Annotated in this window: 11 protein-coding genes; 4 read left to right on the top strand and 7 right to left on the bottom strand. The window is 61.6% G+C overall.

Annotation, left to right across the window (positions count from 1 at the left end; translation table 11 throughout):
* Positions 1 to 1,494: a sensor histidine kinase gene (locus tag AAAX31_RS04440; protein ID WP_147334499.1), complete on the top strand. Its 1,494-nt coding sequence runs from the start codon at positions 1 to 3 to the stop codon at positions 1,492 to 1,494.
* Positions 1,491 to 2,114, top strand: coding sequence for a response regulator transcription factor (locus AAAX31_RS04435; RefSeq protein WP_117842985.1), 624 nt, complete (start codon positions 1,491 to 1,493; stop codon positions 2,112 to 2,114). Before AAAX31_RS04440 ends, AAAX31_RS04435 begins: the two co-directional genes overlap by 4 nt.
* A 191-nt stretch (positions 2,115 to 2,305) precedes the next feature.
* Here the strand turns inward: AAAX31_RS04435 and AAAX31_RS04430 are convergent, their stop codons facing one another.
* From AAAX31_RS04430 to mgtA, 5 genes are all read right to left on the bottom strand, one after another.
* On the bottom strand, positions 2,306 to 3,148 hold the full coding sequence (locus tag AAAX31_RS04430) for a hypothetical protein (RefSeq protein WP_349076298.1): 843 nt from the start codon (positions 3,146 to 3,148) through the stop codon (positions 2,306 to 2,308).
* A gap of 80 nt (positions 3,149 to 3,228) precedes the next feature.
* Positions 3,229 to 4,470: an SPFH domain-containing protein gene (locus AAAX31_RS04425; RefSeq protein WP_349076297.1), complete on the bottom strand. Its 1,242-nt coding sequence runs from the start codon at positions 4,468 to 4,470 to the stop codon at positions 3,229 to 3,231.
* Positions 4,471 to 5,285: 815 nt separating this feature from the next.
* Entirely contained in the window at positions 5,286 to 5,840 is a 555-nt protein-coding gene (locus AAAX31_RS04420) for a Trm112 family protein (protein ID WP_349076296.1), read from the bottom strand.
* Positions 5,841 to 5,864: 24 nt separating this feature from the next.
* Positions 5,865 to 6,602 carry a DUF4428 domain-containing protein gene (locus tag AAAX31_RS04415; RefSeq protein WP_349076295.1) on the bottom strand — a complete coding sequence of 246 codons (738 nt, stop codon included), beginning with the start codon at positions 6,600 to 6,602 and terminating at the stop codon, positions 5,865 to 5,867.
* A gap of 222 nt (positions 6,603 to 6,824) precedes the next feature.
* Complete coding sequence (gene mgtA, locus AAAX31_RS04410; RefSeq protein ID WP_349076294.1) at positions 6,825 to 9,593, bottom strand: magnesium-translocating P-type ATPase; 2,769 nt, start codon at positions 9,591 to 9,593, stop codon at positions 6,825 to 6,827.
* 436 nt (positions 9,594 to 10,029) lie between these two features.
* Between mgtA and pyrE the strand changes: the two genes are divergently transcribed.
* Together pyrE and AAAX31_RS04400 are read left to right on the top strand one after the other, a co-directional pair.
* Positions 10,030 to 10,710: an orotate phosphoribosyltransferase gene (gene pyrE / locus AAAX31_RS04405; RefSeq protein WP_152074526.1), complete on the top strand. Its 681-nt coding sequence runs from the start codon at positions 10,030 to 10,032 to the stop codon at positions 10,708 to 10,710.
* Between the two features lie 368 nt (positions 10,711 to 11,078).
* Positions 11,079 to 11,699, top strand: a complete 621-nt coding sequence (locus tag AAAX31_RS04400) for a helix-turn-helix domain-containing protein (protein ID WP_117839941.1) — start codon at positions 11,079 to 11,081, stop codon at positions 11,697 to 11,699.
* Between the two features lie 144 nt (positions 11,700 to 11,843).
* On the opposite strand, the gene AAAX31_RS04395 is transcribed toward AAAX31_RS04400, so the two are convergent.
* Together AAAX31_RS04395 and AAAX31_RS04390 are read right to left on the bottom strand one after the other, a co-directional pair.
* Positions 11,844 to 12,698 carry a MurR/RpiR family transcriptional regulator gene (locus AAAX31_RS04395; RefSeq protein WP_117839942.1) on the bottom strand — a complete coding sequence of 285 codons (855 nt, stop codon included), beginning with the start codon at positions 12,696 to 12,698 and terminating at the stop codon, positions 11,844 to 11,846.
* Between the two features lie 166 nt (positions 12,699 to 12,864).
* Complete coding sequence (locus tag AAAX31_RS04390) at positions 12,865 to 15,456, bottom strand: hypothetical protein (RefSeq protein WP_349076293.1); 2,592 nt, start codon at positions 15,454 to 15,456, stop codon at positions 12,865 to 12,867.
* Positions 15,457 to 15,509: the final 53 nt, after the last annotated feature.

Raw genomic sequence — 15,509 nt, 5'->3', positions numbered from 1 at the left:
ATGCAGATTTCGTTCATCCTTCCCCAAATCGTTGCGCTCGATGTTGTCTTTGCCCTGGCTGCGTGTCTGCAGATGATCCACGTCCCGCTCATCGCATCGCGCCGCTCGTCCTATAACCGTAAGGTGATTTGCGCCTACGAGACGAGCCTGGTGCTTCACCTGATGATTTCGGCGCTCATCTTATTCGCGTCGTCTGGCTCGTATCTGGTGGCGTCGCTTGACGTTTGCGCCAGGGCAATGGGCGGAGTGCTGTGGCTCAATGCCGCGATCTTTGCCTATGGCGTGGTCCTTATGGTGCGCTATCGTCGCCCTGTCATGCTGGCCGAGCTGCTGCTTGTTGGCGCCGTGACACCGCCGGTGGTTTTTGCCATGGGCTCGGTGTGGGCCGTTGTCCTTATCGCAGAGGGAGCGTTCTTCCTGTTCCGTTCCGTCGCGGCGCTCTTGATGGACGTCCGTAACCGCCAAGAGGATATCACCGCGTTCTCGACGATTGAAACCATCAACGTGATTCCCGTGGGCATCCTGTATCTGGACTCGAGGGGCCGTCCACTGCTCATGAACCGCTGCATGCGCAAAAACCTGGCGGAGCTTCATATGCCCACCGACCTAGGCGATATGAGCGGTACATGGAACGACCTGCGCAAGCTCAGCATGCAAATGCCCGAAGGCGGTAAGAACCGCGTGCGGATCAACCTGGACCGCTTTGGTGAGGCGCGTGCGGTGGTCGAGGTTTCTCCCGCCGAGATTCGCCTGTTTGTGTGCGATGACGTTATGGTCTCGGGCCGTTCGTTCGAGCGCATAATCGGTCTGGACGTGACAGAGTATGCGCATGCGCATGACCGCCTGGCGCAGGCCAATCACCTGCTTGAGCTTGCGGGCCAAGAGCTCCAGGCCCAGATCGAAGAAGTCAAAAAAGTTGCCGACAATGCGGCCTATCTGCGCATGCGCACCCGCGTTCACGATGTGATCGGGCAGCGCCTGTCCATTCTCCATCGTTATCTGGAGGAAGGGCGCCTGGATGACGAGTCACTCGAGCAGATCGACCCGCTGCTGCGCTCAATCGCTGCCGATCTGCGCAGCGGGGGCGACACCGAACCGGCAGAGCAACTGGGCGATATCGTCCATGCTTTTGGCCTGGTGAGCGTGCAGATCGATGTTGAGGGTGCGCTGCCTGAGGACGCGCGTGTCGCCGCTGCCTTTTTGCAGATTATCCGCGAGGCCTCGACCAACGCCACCAAGCATGCGCAGGCGCATCGGGTCCATGTGCGCTTGTGGCAGGAGAGGACGGATGCTGACGCCGTCGCGCACATGACGATTTCTAACGACGGGTCCCCGGCCCCCGTATCGTATCGCGAGGGAACGGGTATCCCAGGTATGAGGCATGTCGCGCAAGATCTGGGTGGCAGCCTAGAGGTCCACGCCACCCCGCCCTTTACGCTTACGGTATCCATTCCGCTTAACGCTAGCGACACGTCCCAAAGGAGAAACTCATGATCCGCGTGTTAATTGTCGAAGATCAGGCTATCTTGCGCGAGAGCCTCGCGCGTTCCGTGGGTGACCAGCCCGACATGACGGTTGTCGCCGCGATCGCCGACGCCTCGGATGCCTTGGACGTTGTGCTCAAGGAGCGCCCGGACATGATACTGATGGACGTGTGCACCGAGCATGACTCCAACGGCATTGTGGCGGCGGCGCGTATTAAAGAGGAGCTGCCCGAGTGCCGCGTCATCATCATGACGGGCATGCCCGAGATCACCTTTGTGGACCAGGCGCGCGAGGCGGGCGTCGATAGCTTTGTGTATAAGAACGTCGGTATCGACGAGCTATTCGCCGTGATGCGTTCCACGCTGGCGGGCTACTGCACGTTTCCCAAGCCTCCCGAGAGCATCTTCTCGGGCACGGCGGCCCTCGACGATGTCGAGCTGTCGATTTTGCGCCTTGCCTGCGAGGGCAAGAGCCGTCGCGAAATTGCGGCCGAGCTGTTTATGAGCGAGGGCACCATCAAGCGCCGCATCTCGGAGATCCTCAACAAGACCGGCTACGACAATATCATGCGCCTGGCCGTGCATGCGGTGACCGAGGGCAGCATCGTTCCCAACATGGAGCGCTCGTAATCGACGCGCTCGCCCGTGTTCCGGCGCCGTAAAGATAGACCGCCCGCCGTTTCGCATCTAAAAACGGCAGGCGGTCTGCTTGTATGGGCAGTGTTGTCGGCGCAAGGCGACGGTGCCGCAGGATCAACTCCTGCGGCACCGTCTGGTGTGCGCGGATGTGTCCGCCAATCCGCGGCTATCGGTGTCCGCCGTTATGCGATGGTTGCGCTGTAGGAGGCGACGTCCTCGTAGGAATCGGTCAGGTAGGCGTCGATGCCGATGGTCGTGTTGACTAGGCTGTCGAAGCTGTCAAGCGTGCCCTTCGAGAAGGTGAACTCTTCGGTGGCGTTGGTGCCGGGCATCAGGTGGGCCGAGAACCAGGCTTCCTTCATGGTGCCGTTGACGTTTGTCTTGCCGGTGGGAGCGTAGAAGGTCAGGTCCTTGTCGCTCTTGTTGACGATGTTGACGACAAAGCCGATGTCGCCCCAGTCGTCCTGGAACTTCTCGGTGATGGTGATGGTGCACAAATCGTCATCGGCGACGGTGACGGCGGGGGAGATTTCGACGCTCTGGACATCGCCGTCTTCGACGGCCTCCTCGACTTCCTCTTCCTTCTCGGCGGCCTCGCGATCCTTCTTCACGGTACCGGATAGGTCCTTATCGGACTTGCTAAAGATGAGCTTGTCCTCGCCGTCCTCAAGGACAAGCTTGCCGTCCTCGAGCTTCACGTCGGTCGTCTCCTTGTCGACGGTGATGCTCGCGGTGGTAGCGTCCTTGGCCTCCCACTTTAGGTCGGAAACTTCGGAGAACAAATCGAGGCTGCCCGTGCCGTCTTCGTCCAGGACCAAGATGCAGCTGATGCCCCATTCCTCGAACATATCCATATACTCATCGGTCAGTTCTTCGCCCTCCAGGGTTCCACCCGAGAGTTCCCAGCTGCCGACGAAGTTGGCCTTGGGGTCTTTGCCGCCGCCGCTGCAGCCCGTCAGGGCAAAGGCGAGCGCAAGGACGCATGTCAGAAATGCGAGTACGGACTTTTTGAACGTTGTCTTCATGGTGTCCTCCTTTATCGAACGAAACCCATAGAAGCAAATGCGGGGGTGGCGGATCCCCCGCCAATTACCAGATAGAGGGGCTAGGGCCTGGGCGTTCCGCAGTTGCTGCAGAACTTGCCGCCGTTTTCGCTGCCGCAGTTGGGGCAGAACCACTTGGCCGGTGCCGGGGCGGGTGCGGGACTGCCACACTCGGAGCAGAACTTGCCGGTGTTGGTGGCGCCGCAGCTGCAGGTCCATGTGCCGGCCGCGGGAGCAGCGGCGGGAGCCGGTGCGGGAGCGGGTGCCGGAGCCGGCTGCGGGGCGGCCTGCTGCTGTGCTTGGCCGGCGGCGAACAGCCGGCTGGCGTTCATGCCGCCCATGCCACCTGCCATGCCCATGCCCATAAAGCCTGCCATCGCGCCGTTGGGGTTGGCGGCTGCCGCGCGCATTGCGTCGCTCTGGGCGCTGGCAATGTTGGCTGCCGCCATGGTGGGATCGCGCATGACCGCGGCTTTCTGCAGATCCTTGATCATCTGCTCGTCCTCTTGCGAGGCGGCGATGGAGTTGACGCCAAAGCTCACGATCTCGACGCCGCGCAGGTCACGCCAATCGGCAGAGAGGACCTCGTTGAGCGCGCGGGCGAGCTCGGTGGTGTGGCCGGGGATGGCGCTGTAGCGGATGCCCATTTCCGAGATCTTGGCAAAGGCGGGCTGCAGGGCGGTGAGCAGCTCGGACTTAAGCTGGCTGTCGATCTTGTCGCGCGTGTAGCTATCGGTCACGTTGCCGCACACGTTGGTGTAGAACAGCAGCGGGTTGGTGATGCGGTACGAGTACTCGCCGTTGCAGCGCACGGAGATGTCAACGTCCAGGCCAATGTTGTTATCGACCACGCGGAAGGGCACGGGCGAGGCGGTGCCGTACTTGTTGCCGATGATCTCCTTGGTGTTGATGAAGTAGACGCGCTGGTCCTTGCCCGCGTCGCCGCCAAAGGTAAAGCGGCTGCCGATATTGGCGAAGGTCTCCTTGATGGAATCGCCTAGGTTGCCGCTAAAGACGCTCGGCTCGCTGCCGGTATCGAAGACGAACTCACCGGGCTCCAGTGCGACTTCGATGATCTTGCCGTTTTGCACCACGAGCATGCCCTGGCCGTCGTTGACGGCGATGACGGAGCCGTTGGAGATGACGTTGTCCTCGCCGCGCGTGTTGGAGCTGCGGCCACCGGTGCGTTTGCTGCCCTTGCAGGCCAAGACGTCAGCAGGCATCGATTCGCAGTAGATAAATTCCTTCCACTGGTCGGCCATGACGCCGCCGGCAGCTCCCAATCCAGCTTTCAAGAGTCCCATGGTGATCCTCCTTTCTCGTCAAAGGCCGGGTGGTATTGGTTGGATTGCTTAGTCGTCCTTGTCGTCTTTCATGACAACGGTGGTCTCGGTGCGGCTGAAGGTGTCGTGCTTCTCGACCAGGTCGAGCTCGCCGCAGTACTCGTCGGCGTGGGTGGCCTCGTTGGCTGTCTTGAGCTGGCCCACCAGTAGCACGTCTCCGATAATCACGATGATCAGCGGCGCGACGATGTTGATGAGGATGCCCTCGATGTCAAAGGCGAGGTAATCCGGATCGAAGGCGTTCTCACCCATGAAGAGGATCTGGGAGAGGACAAATCCAATCACAAAGAACAGCACCGAGGCGATAGCGAGCTTGGGCTTGGAGCAGGGGAGCTCGCCGACCATGCGGCCGGTTTGGCCGTTCATGGCAAACAGGTAGCTCTTGCCGTTCCACGAGGTAGAGAGCATCCAGACGGGGAACAGCGCATAGTTGCTGTCTTCCCAGGTGTAGTCGAGCTGCTTGCTTTCGACCGTGGCATCGTCATATTCGTCGACGACGGTCTCGCGCAGGGCCGAGATCGTGCTCTCCTCCATGCGGCGCTCGGCACGCGCCTTGCAGGTCTCGCAATCCTCGTCGTAGCGGTTGGCGATGTAGCCGGGCATATACGCGACCGAGAATGGGCGCAGGGCATCGTAGTCAAACGGCTCAATGGCGTCCATGTGGCCGTCGGGCATCTTGGACGATCCATCGACGGGCACGCGCTCAAATGAGATATTGCCTTTACGGTAGGCGTCGTAGTGGTCGGTGGTCGTGACGGTACGATCGGATTCCTCAGTCACGGTCTCGTTGGTAGCATCAAAGTACACTTCGCCGTCCACGCGGGCGCCGTAAAGCCAAAACGGCACGTAAACGCCTTGGACTTCGTCGATGTGGTTGCCGGTGACAAAGCTCTTGGGCAGCAGGATCTTGCCCTTGTAATGCTCTTTGAGCGCAGCCATAACGTCGTCGCGTCCGAGCTAAACGGAATCACCAGGTCGGGTGAAAAGTCGCCCGAGAGCTGACCGGGTGCCACGGCGGGGTTGCCGCAGTACGGGCAGGTGGTAACGGCGACGGTACCGTCCGAGATTAGCTCGGCGCCACACGATGAGCAGATATAGCCGGCGTTTTGGGCGAGCTCCTGCACCGCAGCGTCGGCGGCGGGCTTGGGCGCTGCTGCCGCAGCGTCGGCTTTGGCGTCTGCCTTGTCCTGGCGCTCGCGATAGAGGACTTCGACTTCTTCGACTTCAAAGCGCGAGTCGCAGTAGTCGCAGACGAGCTTTTGCTCGGCGCTGGCAAAATGCAGGGGGCCGCCACACGCGGGGCACTGATAGTTAACGCTCTCGAAGGCCATGGTCGGTCCTTTCCGTGCCGGGGGCTATGCGCCGATGGCGCCGCCGCAGTATTCGCAGCGTCCGCTGGCATCGGGAATGGTGGTGGCTCCGCAGAAGGGACAGGTCACCGCGGTCTTGGGGGTCTTGGCGGCCACGACGCTGTCGCGCGTTTCCTGGCGCAGCTGCACCAGGGCGTCGCGGACCTCGGTTGCCTGGCGCTTGGCCTCGCGGTACTCGATGGAGCCACGCTGATCGATGGTGGAGTCGTTCACGCGCAGGTTGATCTCGGTAAAGTATGGTGTGTTGACGTGGATGGTCAGGTTAAAGTCGTAATCCAGGTCGTAGCGCGGCGGATTGTAGCTCTCGCGCTCGCCATCTTTGGTCTCGCGATAGATCTCGGTGCGGTGCTCGTCGATATCCATATCGCAGCCGAGTACCTGCGAGAACTCGATGATGTCGGGGTTGGCGTCGCGCCAGCGACTCTGCGAGGTAATGATCAGCAGACCCGCGTCTTCGTCGAGCATGATGTTGGTGCGTCCGGCAGAGAGCGTGCGCGTAGGGTTGAACGAGGCCAGGCGCTCGGCATTGGCCTCGCGGTAGGCGAGTTGCTCGCGGATATCGTCCGCGGTGCTGGAGCGATAGGCGTGGAAGTAGGGGGAGAGCTTGCCGGCGCACTCTTTGCACAGGTAGCCTTCGTTGATTTTGGTCTTACCTAGAAGTCCCAGCTCGGTACCGCAAATCGCGCATTCTTTCTTCTCGAACATCTTGTCAAAGAAGCCCATGGCTGCCTCCCATCAACTGGTAGCGTGTGTCACTTTTGATGATGGGGGAGCACACATTCTTTCACGATACCCAGACGGCTCAAGGAGTCTCCACAACTGGGACACATGGCCCATTTTGGGTAGTTAATTTGGGACGGGGCTTTTTTAGCTGTTTTGGGCCGCTGCGGCCAGCGGGGGCGGGTCGCGGCGGCCCAAACATCCTTGACGAAGGTGCCGGTGAAGTTACAGCAGCTCGCCGTGGCGGGCGATGTAGCGGCGCTTGACCAGCTGGGTGAGCGCGATATAGGCGGTGACGATGCCGACGAGCAGCGCGAAGAAGCTCGGCGGCAGCGGCATGAGGCCCAGCGCATCGGCGATGGGGCTTGCCGGCAGCCAGGTGACGAGTGCCAGACCCAGCACGGTGAGGACGCACAGCGCGGGGGCGGCGTGGTCGCGCGGGCTCGGCAGGCGCGGGGAGCGCAGCATATGGATCACGAGCGTCTGTGACCACATGGACTCGACAAACCATCCGCTCTGGAAGAGCGCCGCAAAGGCCGCCATGCCTGCGACGTTGCCCGCGGCGGCAAGCTCTGCCCAGCTCGCGCCCACGGTTGCGGGGCACACCACAAAGAAGAGGACGACGAAGGTCGCGATGTCAAACAGCGAGCTCACGGGGCCCAGCTCGAGCATAAAGCCCCTAATGGACGTGGCATCCCAGGCGCGCGGGCGGGCAGTCCAGGCGTCGTCGACGGTGTCCCACGGCAGCGCGATGCATACGATCTCGTAGACCAGCGACAGCAGCACCAGCTGCAGGGCGCTCATGGGCAAGAACGGCAGGAACAGGCTCGCGACGGTCACGGACAGCACGTTGCCAAAGTTGGAGCTCACCGTGGTCTTGAGGTACTTGAGCAGGTTGCCGTAGGTGCGACGGCCTTCGATGGCGCCGCGCTCGAGCACGCCCAGATCCTTCTGAAGCAAGATGATATCGGCGGATTCCTTGGCGATGTCGACGGCGGAATCGACCGAGATACCGCAGTCGCTCGCGCGCATGGCGGCGGCGTCGTTAATGCCGTCGCCCATAAAGCCCACGGTGTGACCGAGCAGCTCGCGCATGACGCGCACCAGGCGCGCCTTCTGCAGCGGCGAGAGTTTGGCAAAGAGATGAGTTTTCTCAGCGCGCTCGGCAAGCTCGGCGTCGTCGAGCGCATCGATCTCGGAGCCCAGCAAGACGTTACTCGCGTCGATGCCGATCTGCTCGCAGACGGTGGCGGCCACGCGGTCGTTGTCGCCGGTTAAGACCTTGACCGCCACGCCCTTGGCCTCGAGGGTGGCGACGGCGCCGGCGGCACTTGCCTTGGGCGGATCGAGGAAGGCCAAAAAGCCCATCAGCACCATGTCGCACTCGTCGGCGATGCCAAACTCACCCACGCAGCGCGGATTGGTCTTTTGCGCCACGGCGATCACGCGCAGGCCCTCGGCATTGAGTTCGGCGACTTGCTTGCGAATCTGGGCGAGCTTATTTTCGCTGAGCGGCTGGGCGACACAGTCAACCTCGACAAAGGAGCAAATCTCGAGCATTTCCTCGGCAGCTCCCTTGGTAACCATCTGGGTTTTGCCCTGGGCGTCGGCGACGACTACGCTCAGGCGACGGCGTGAGAAATCGAAGGGCACCTCGTCGACCTTGGTATAGCGGTCGCGCAGGCTCTGGCCCAGCGTGGAGTCGGGCGCGACAGTCGAGGGCGTCACGTCGGCACGGTCGATGACGGCCAGGTCGATAAGGTTTTTGAGGCCGGTCTGGAAGAAGCTGTTCAAAAACGCATGGCGCAGCACGCGTGCGTCCTCGTTGCCGTCAGTGTTGAGATAGCGCTCGAGCACGATGCGGTCTTCGGTGAGGGTGCCGGTCTTGTCACAGCACAGGACATCCATGGCACCGAGGTTTTGGATCGCCGGCAGCTCCTTGACGATAACCTGGCGGCGGGCGAGGTCCTTGGCGCCCTGCGACAGGCTCGTGGTCACGATGACGGGAAGCATCTGCGGCGTGATGCCCACGGCCACGCTCGTGGCGAACAGCAGCGCGTCGATGACGTTGCCCTTGGTGGCGGCGTTGATGGCAAAGACGGCCGGCGCCATAACGAGCATAAGGCGTACGAGCAGCATGGAGACGCTCGAGACGCCGCGGTCAAACGCGCTCTTCTCGCCGCGCCCGTTGAGCATCTTGGCGATGCCGCCCAGGTAGGTGTCCGAGCCGGTGGCAACGACAAGTGCTATAGCGGTGCCGTTTTGCACGGAGGTGCCGGTAAAGACGATGTTTTTGCAGGCAGAGAGCGGCAGCGCGGAGCTGCCGGCACCCTCGGCGACGGTGATGGCAGCGGTCTTTTCGACGGCCTCGCTCTCGCCGGTGAGTGCGGACTCGATCACAAACAGGTCGCGCGCGGTGATGATGCGGGCATCGGCCGGCACCATATCGCCGGCAGAGAGACGGATTACATCGCCGGGGACGAGATCGTCAAAGGGAATCTCGATACGCTCGCCGTCGCGCAGGGCACAGCAGGTGTTGGAGACCAGGCCCTTGAGGGCCTCGGCCGCATTGCCGCTGCGAGCCTCCTGGATAAACTTCATGCTGCCCGATACCAGCAGCATGATGCCGATGACGATGACCGTGGAGGGATCGCGCTGGGGCTCGGGTACGGCGAGCACGTCGATGTAGAGCGAGACCAGCGCGAGCGCGGCGAGGATGCCGGCGAAGGGATCGATGAACGCGTCGGCGATGCGACGGGCGAGCGTCTTGGTCGGCGCCTCGATGGTGTTGGGGCCGGCGGCGTCCAGGCGCTCGGCGGCGTGTTCGGCAGTGAGTCCGTCGGCCGTGGCGTCAAGCAGCACGAGGGCGTCCTCGGCGCTATGGGTGGCGGCGAATATGGTGTTCTTGGACAGGCCGGTGTGAGCGGCGGGGCGCGCCGTGCGGCGGCGCTTGGAGATGACTTCGAGTACCGTGGCGGTTTTGAGCATCAGCATAGGGTCCTCCTTGTTAAAGGGAGTTAGCGTACGTGTCGTATGTGCTTTAAAAACCTAGATGTCGCTCACGTCATGCTCTCGAACCACCACAAAGGGGACAGGCACCTTTGTGGTGGTTTTGACGATCGATTCGTGGCGCTTATGCGTGTGCGGAGTCCTTGCGGCGTGCCGAGGGCGACATGCAGGTTTTTCGACTATGGCTGCCTTCCATGGCACACCTCCTTAAGGCCGGGCGCGGCGCGCTTTGGGTATCTCGTACCCGTTTTAATCCGCCCGTATTCTTGATGAGGGGGTTTGCCGTGTCAACCTCATTGTTCGGAAAACCATTGTCCCTGACAAAGCCTTTACAGAATGACGTGGCCTCAAAGCGCGCCCACATCGACGCCTCGCCTGCGCTAAACTGAAGAGCACGTACGCGATTACGAGAGGAGCCCGCATGGAGGCTTACAAGCAAGAGTTCATCAAGTTTATGGTCGAGTCCGACGTTCTTAAGTTCGGCAGCTTTACGCTCAAGAGCGGCCGTCAGTCCCCGTTCTTTATGAACGCCGGCGCTTACGTGACGGGCTACCAGCTCAAGAAGCTGGGCGAGTATTACGCCCAGGCTATCCACGATAACTTTGGCGACGACTTTGATGTCCTGTTTGGGCCGGCCTACAAGGGTATTCCGCTGGCCGTCGTGACCGCGATTGCCTACCACGAGCTGTACGGCAAGGAGGTCAAGTACTGCTGCGACCGCAAGGAGGCCAAGGACCACGGCGCCGACAAGGGCAACCTTTTGGGCTATGAGCCCCAGGACGGCGACCGCGTGATTATGGTCGAGGATGTCACCACCTCCGGCAAGTCCATCGACGAGACCTACCCCAAGGTCAAGGCTGCTGCCGATGTCGAGATCAAGGGCCTTATCGTTTCCCTCAACCGCATGGAGGTCGGCAAGGGTGGCGTGACCACCGCGCAGAAGGAGATCGAGGCCAAGTACGGTTTCCCCGTCGCGAGCATCGTCTCCATGGCCGAGGTCGTCGAGACCCTCTACAACCACGAGATCGACGGCAAGGTCGTCATCGATGACGAGCTCAAGGCCGCTATCGACGCCTACTACGAGCAGTACGGAGCTCGTTAGTTACGGCGTTTTACCAAACGCCGTAACTGCTCGACGCTGCAAACCCGCCAGAGCGGCAATCTGCCTTTCAACTTCGGCGGCATGACCAGAAGGTCAATGCCGCCTCGTTTCAAGGCACCTTGCTCGCTCTGGCGGGTTTTCGCTGTCGCTACCAAAACATCGGCGTTGCCGTGGTAGTCATTGGGGACAGACATAAATGAGTAGTCATTGGGGACGTTCTTAAATGACTACTCAGGATGAGCGTCCAAAAATCCGCGCTCGTTCGATTGGCGCATGTCTACGCAGCGTAGGTTGTCGAGCCTGGCCTTCAAATGGATACTGACTGTCGAACCGGTTCACTCCATTTCTTCAATTTGATTGGACAGCCCATGAACCAGACACGGCAAACCAATGCCTCCCATACTTTTTTGGCAGCGCATGCCATTAAGCAGCTGCGCGAAGAGCGCGGCCTCACCCAGCGCGCCCTGGCGGAAAGCCTTGGTGTGACCGATAAAGCCGTCAGCAAGTGGGAATCCGGCCGCGGCCTTCCCGACATTTCCCTCGTTGAGCCTTTGGCCCAGAGACTCGGCATAAGCGTGGCTGAGCTTTTGGCTGGTGACATTCGGGCCAACGCCAACCGTGCAGGCAATATGCTCAAAGGCGTCTTTTACGTTTGCCCTATCTGCGGAAACGTTGTGCACGCGCTCGGAGAAGGCAGCTTTAGCTGCTGTGGCTCCACGATGTTTCCCCAGGAGGCCGAAGAGCCGGACGCGGACCACGCCTTTTCCATCGAGCGCATCGAGGACGATTGGTACGTCACGCTCGATCATCCCATGACCAAGGATCACTACATTAGCTTTGTGGCATATGCGACTATGGACGGCGTCTGCTTTAAGAAGCTCTATCCAGAGCAATCGGTGCAGCCGCGCTTCCATATTACCGGGCGCGGCAGGATATATCTTTACTGCAACCAACACGGGCTCTTTACGTCGCTGACGCCTCGCAAATAACGGCTGTCTATCCGCCCTCCTCATGCGTTTCCCAGGGGACCCAAAATGAGCGTGGATAATCTCCCGGTTTTGGCCTGTGTGCGGGCTCAAAGTGGGAGATTATCCACGCTCGTTATCTGAGTGTCCAAAAATCCACGCTCGTCGTTACTTGAGCCCGGGCAGGCGGGTGTAGGGAAACGACCGCTCGAGGAACTCGGAACAGCGGGCGTAATCTTTGGCAAAGTAGCTGCTGTAGAGCGAATCGAGCACGTATTGCACGGCGATGTGGCTGGCGAACTGCGTGATGCGGTGCGTCATACTCTCGTGGTCGCTCACCATGAGATAGGCGGCAAAGCCGGGGTGAATGCGGGCGCAGTACGGTGTGCCGATGACGATGACCGGGACGCGTCGACTGCTGAGGATCGGCAAGATCTCCCTGAGGTTGGGGGCAAGGCCGCTGTAGGAGATGACAATCGCCACATGGTCGGGGCCCGAGGCGAGCGCCGTACGCACCTGCGCCTCGACGCTGCCGTAGCACGTCGCGCTTTTACCGGCGGAAAGCAAGCGATCGCGGAACATTCCCGCTGGATACAGGTTATGCGAGCCCGTGTAGATGTCCACGGTGTCGGCGCGCATGACGAGCTTGGCGGCGTAGTCGAGCTGTGCGGGGTCGAGCAGTTCCTGCGTTTCGGCCAAGGTGGTCTGGTAGAGCCCCTCCATGCGCTCCATTACCTGTGCGGGGGTGGAGGTGGCATCGAAGGGAAAGTTGATGTCCACGTCGCGCCGATTGCCCGCCTCGGTCGCCTGGCGGATGAGCTCGACCTTGAGGTCTTTGAATCCCTCGAGGCCGAGCTTTTTGCAAAAGCGGTGCACGCTCGCGACCGAAACGTTGGCGCACGCGGCAAATTCCTTAATGGAAAGCCCGCGCACATCCTCGCCCATGGCGAGGGCCGTTTGCCCAAGTTGTTGCTCGGTGGGGGTGAGGCTTTTGCCCTGCGTGATCTTTCGCCTGATATCCATATGGCTCCTATGCGTTTGCGTCGCGATAAACCAATCATAACGATAAATAAAACGTTCGGCTTGGCTGGGAGTTTTGGTCCGCCGGTCTATGAACGACGGACCGCTCGACGCCGTGCGGGCTCAACATGGGGGCACTGTCCTTGTTGGGCCGTTTGCGCCCGGGGCGTTACCCGAGCACACGTACGGGCCCCAAGAGGCCGCTGGGCTCGGAGGGCTCGGTCATGCCGAATATGTCGGGGACGGCGTGATCGAGGGTGTTGATGATGTCGATCGTAAGCGCGTGCTCACCGGCCAAAAGCGCGCCGACCTCAAAGCGGTAAGGCGGACAGATACGGGTGCCGAGGGATTTGCCGTCGAGGGCGACGGTTGCGGTCTCAAAGACCTCGCCAAGGTCGATGACGGTGCTGGTGACCGCTTCGCCCAGGACAAAGGAGGCCTGGTAGCGGAATGTGCCGGCCTTGCCGGGGAACTCGGCCGAGGAAAGGTCGTGCAGGTCTGCAAGCTCAACAGGCTCGCCAAAGGCATCGGTGCCAGGGGCAGAGAAGGCAACCGCCCAGGGCCCGTCGATGCATGCGGCTTCGTCTCCAACGGTTGCCGCGCCGGCGGAACCTGTAGCCCCAAGGACCACGATGCAGCTCTCGTAGGGAGCCAACTCGAGCGTGCCGTCAAAGGCGGCGGGCTCGGTGCCGTTGAGCAGGTCGAGGCGCGCGCCTGCAACGGGTGTGCCGTCGGCAAGCGCAACCTGAGTGGAGATACCCTGCTTGGGATGCTCGTTGACGAGCATCAGATAGCTCTCGCCCGCCCGCTCGTAGCGCAGTGCGCGCAGCCAGGGCTGGGGCTCGGCGCAAACCACGGTCTGCATGCCGGTATTGGCAAGTGTGCCTGCGAGCCCGGTGGTCGCCAGGAGTTTGATGCCGGCGAGCGCGGTTGCATCCAGGGAGGCAAAGCCCTCGCGGCCTGCAGTGTCGCCGTCGTAGCGCTTGTTCGGCAACTTATCCAGCGCGTACACGGCAACGCCCGCGGCTGCGGCGCGCGCGGCAAAGTCGAGCACGGCTCCGCCGACAAACTCGGCTCCGGGCATCACCAGGCAGCGGTATGCCTGGCCGTTCACGCTAAAGCCGCTACCGTCTGCGGCAATTTCAACGGCATAGCGCCCTGCGTCCTCAAATGCCTCTGCTGGCACGATGTCAAAGTCGACCTGCGCGCGCATAAGCTCGGAGGCGGCATGCTGCATAAAGTTCGCCTCGCCTGCCCACTCGGCGTCCGCATGGTAGAGAAGCGCCGCCGGGGTCGTTGCACGCCCGCCGCTCAGCAGACTCGCCGTACGGTTCATGTAGCTCATGAGCTGCCCAAAGTGTGCAAACTGGGGGTTTTGGCCATGCGCATAGAAATGCGGCGGGCAGTCCCAGTCGGGGAAGGCGGCCATGCTAAAGGCATGCGGCACAAACCAATTGACGCCGCGCACCAAAAAATGATCGGCGATCCACTTCATCTCGCGCAGGCCTTCGTGCCATCCAAATGCGCCAAAGACCTCGGCCATGCAGCGCCCCTGCTTTTTGGGGTCGAGGTGTGCTGCCGAGGAGCCCAGCTTGGGCAGCACGTAGTTATAGAACTCGAGGTCCCATACGCCGCGTCCGTAGCTGTGAAGGCCGCGGTCCATGCCGGGTACCAGCTGGTTGATCACGATGTCGACGCCCGCCATGTCCTGACCGCCCACGGCGCGGAAGTAGTGCCCGGCGCCCACGCCCAGGCGCGCGTGGCAGTCCTTGTCCTCGATAACGTGGCCGATGTACTGCACGCCGCGCGCGCGGCACCAGTCTCCGAGCTGGTCGCAGAAGCACTCCTTATAGAGGGTGCTCGCGATGTCCATATAGACGTGGCGTACGTGCGCGCCGGCCGGCTCGCGGTCCCACAGGTGCGGGAGCTCGGCCAGGTAGCGCTCGCCCAGTGCAGCGCGTAGGCGACGCTCAAGCTCGGCCGACCAGGGTAGGGGCGCGGTGGCCTTGCCGATGAGCGTGTCCGAGATGCCATCGGGGCCCGTGGTGCCCTTCTCGTTGGCAAATCCGGGCTCATCGGAGAAAAAGCCCAGGATCGTCTTGCCAAACTCATCGCCCAGATGCTCAAAATGCGGCTCGTAGACAGCATCGATGAGCTGCGCCACCGAGGCGCGGTCGACCATATTGATGTAGTCCTCGTTGTAGGAGGTCTTGCCGCTCGTGAACATCACGCATGCCTGCGTGAGGCCCGCAGGTGCATCGAAGACCAGGCGGCTGGGGTTGCCGTCTGCATCGTCGATTACTCGGTAAGCGACGTCGACGGGGCTGCCGTCCTGCATAAATGTCGCGCCGTAGAAGCGCTCCGTTTTGTCGAGCATGTTGGCGAGCGCGATGCTCGCGGCGGACGTGGGGCCCACGATGTCGAACGTGCGGTGCGTGAGCACGATCTTGCGGAGCTCGGGCACGGCCTCCTCGACGGCGCCGTTGGCAAAGCCCGTGGGGAAGTGCGCATCGTCCAAGATCCAGAGCTTAAGGCCCAGCTGCTTGCACTCGTCAATGACAAAGCGCAAGTCGCGCCACCAGCCCTCGCCGCAAAAATCGGGGTGTGGGCGGCTTTCGAGACAGACCTCGTGGATGTCGGCGCCGGCGATCTTTTCCAGATACTCGGCAATGGTCTTATGGCTCTCGCCCTTCATCCACAAAAACGGAAGCACGTGGTTGTCGTATGTGCCCTCGAGCACCTGCTGATAGTACGCGGTCATGGATCCTCCTTGGCTCGATCGGTCTGCTGCATAGCACAGATTATGGACGCGTC

Source organism: Collinsella sp. CLA-ER-H5 (assembly GCF_040092375.1).
Classification (GTDB): domain Bacteria; phylum Actinomycetota; class Coriobacteriia; order Coriobacteriales; family Coriobacteriaceae; genus Collinsella.
Note: the sequence above shows the minus strand (reverse complement) of the source record. Positions and strands in the feature narration are given on the sequence as shown.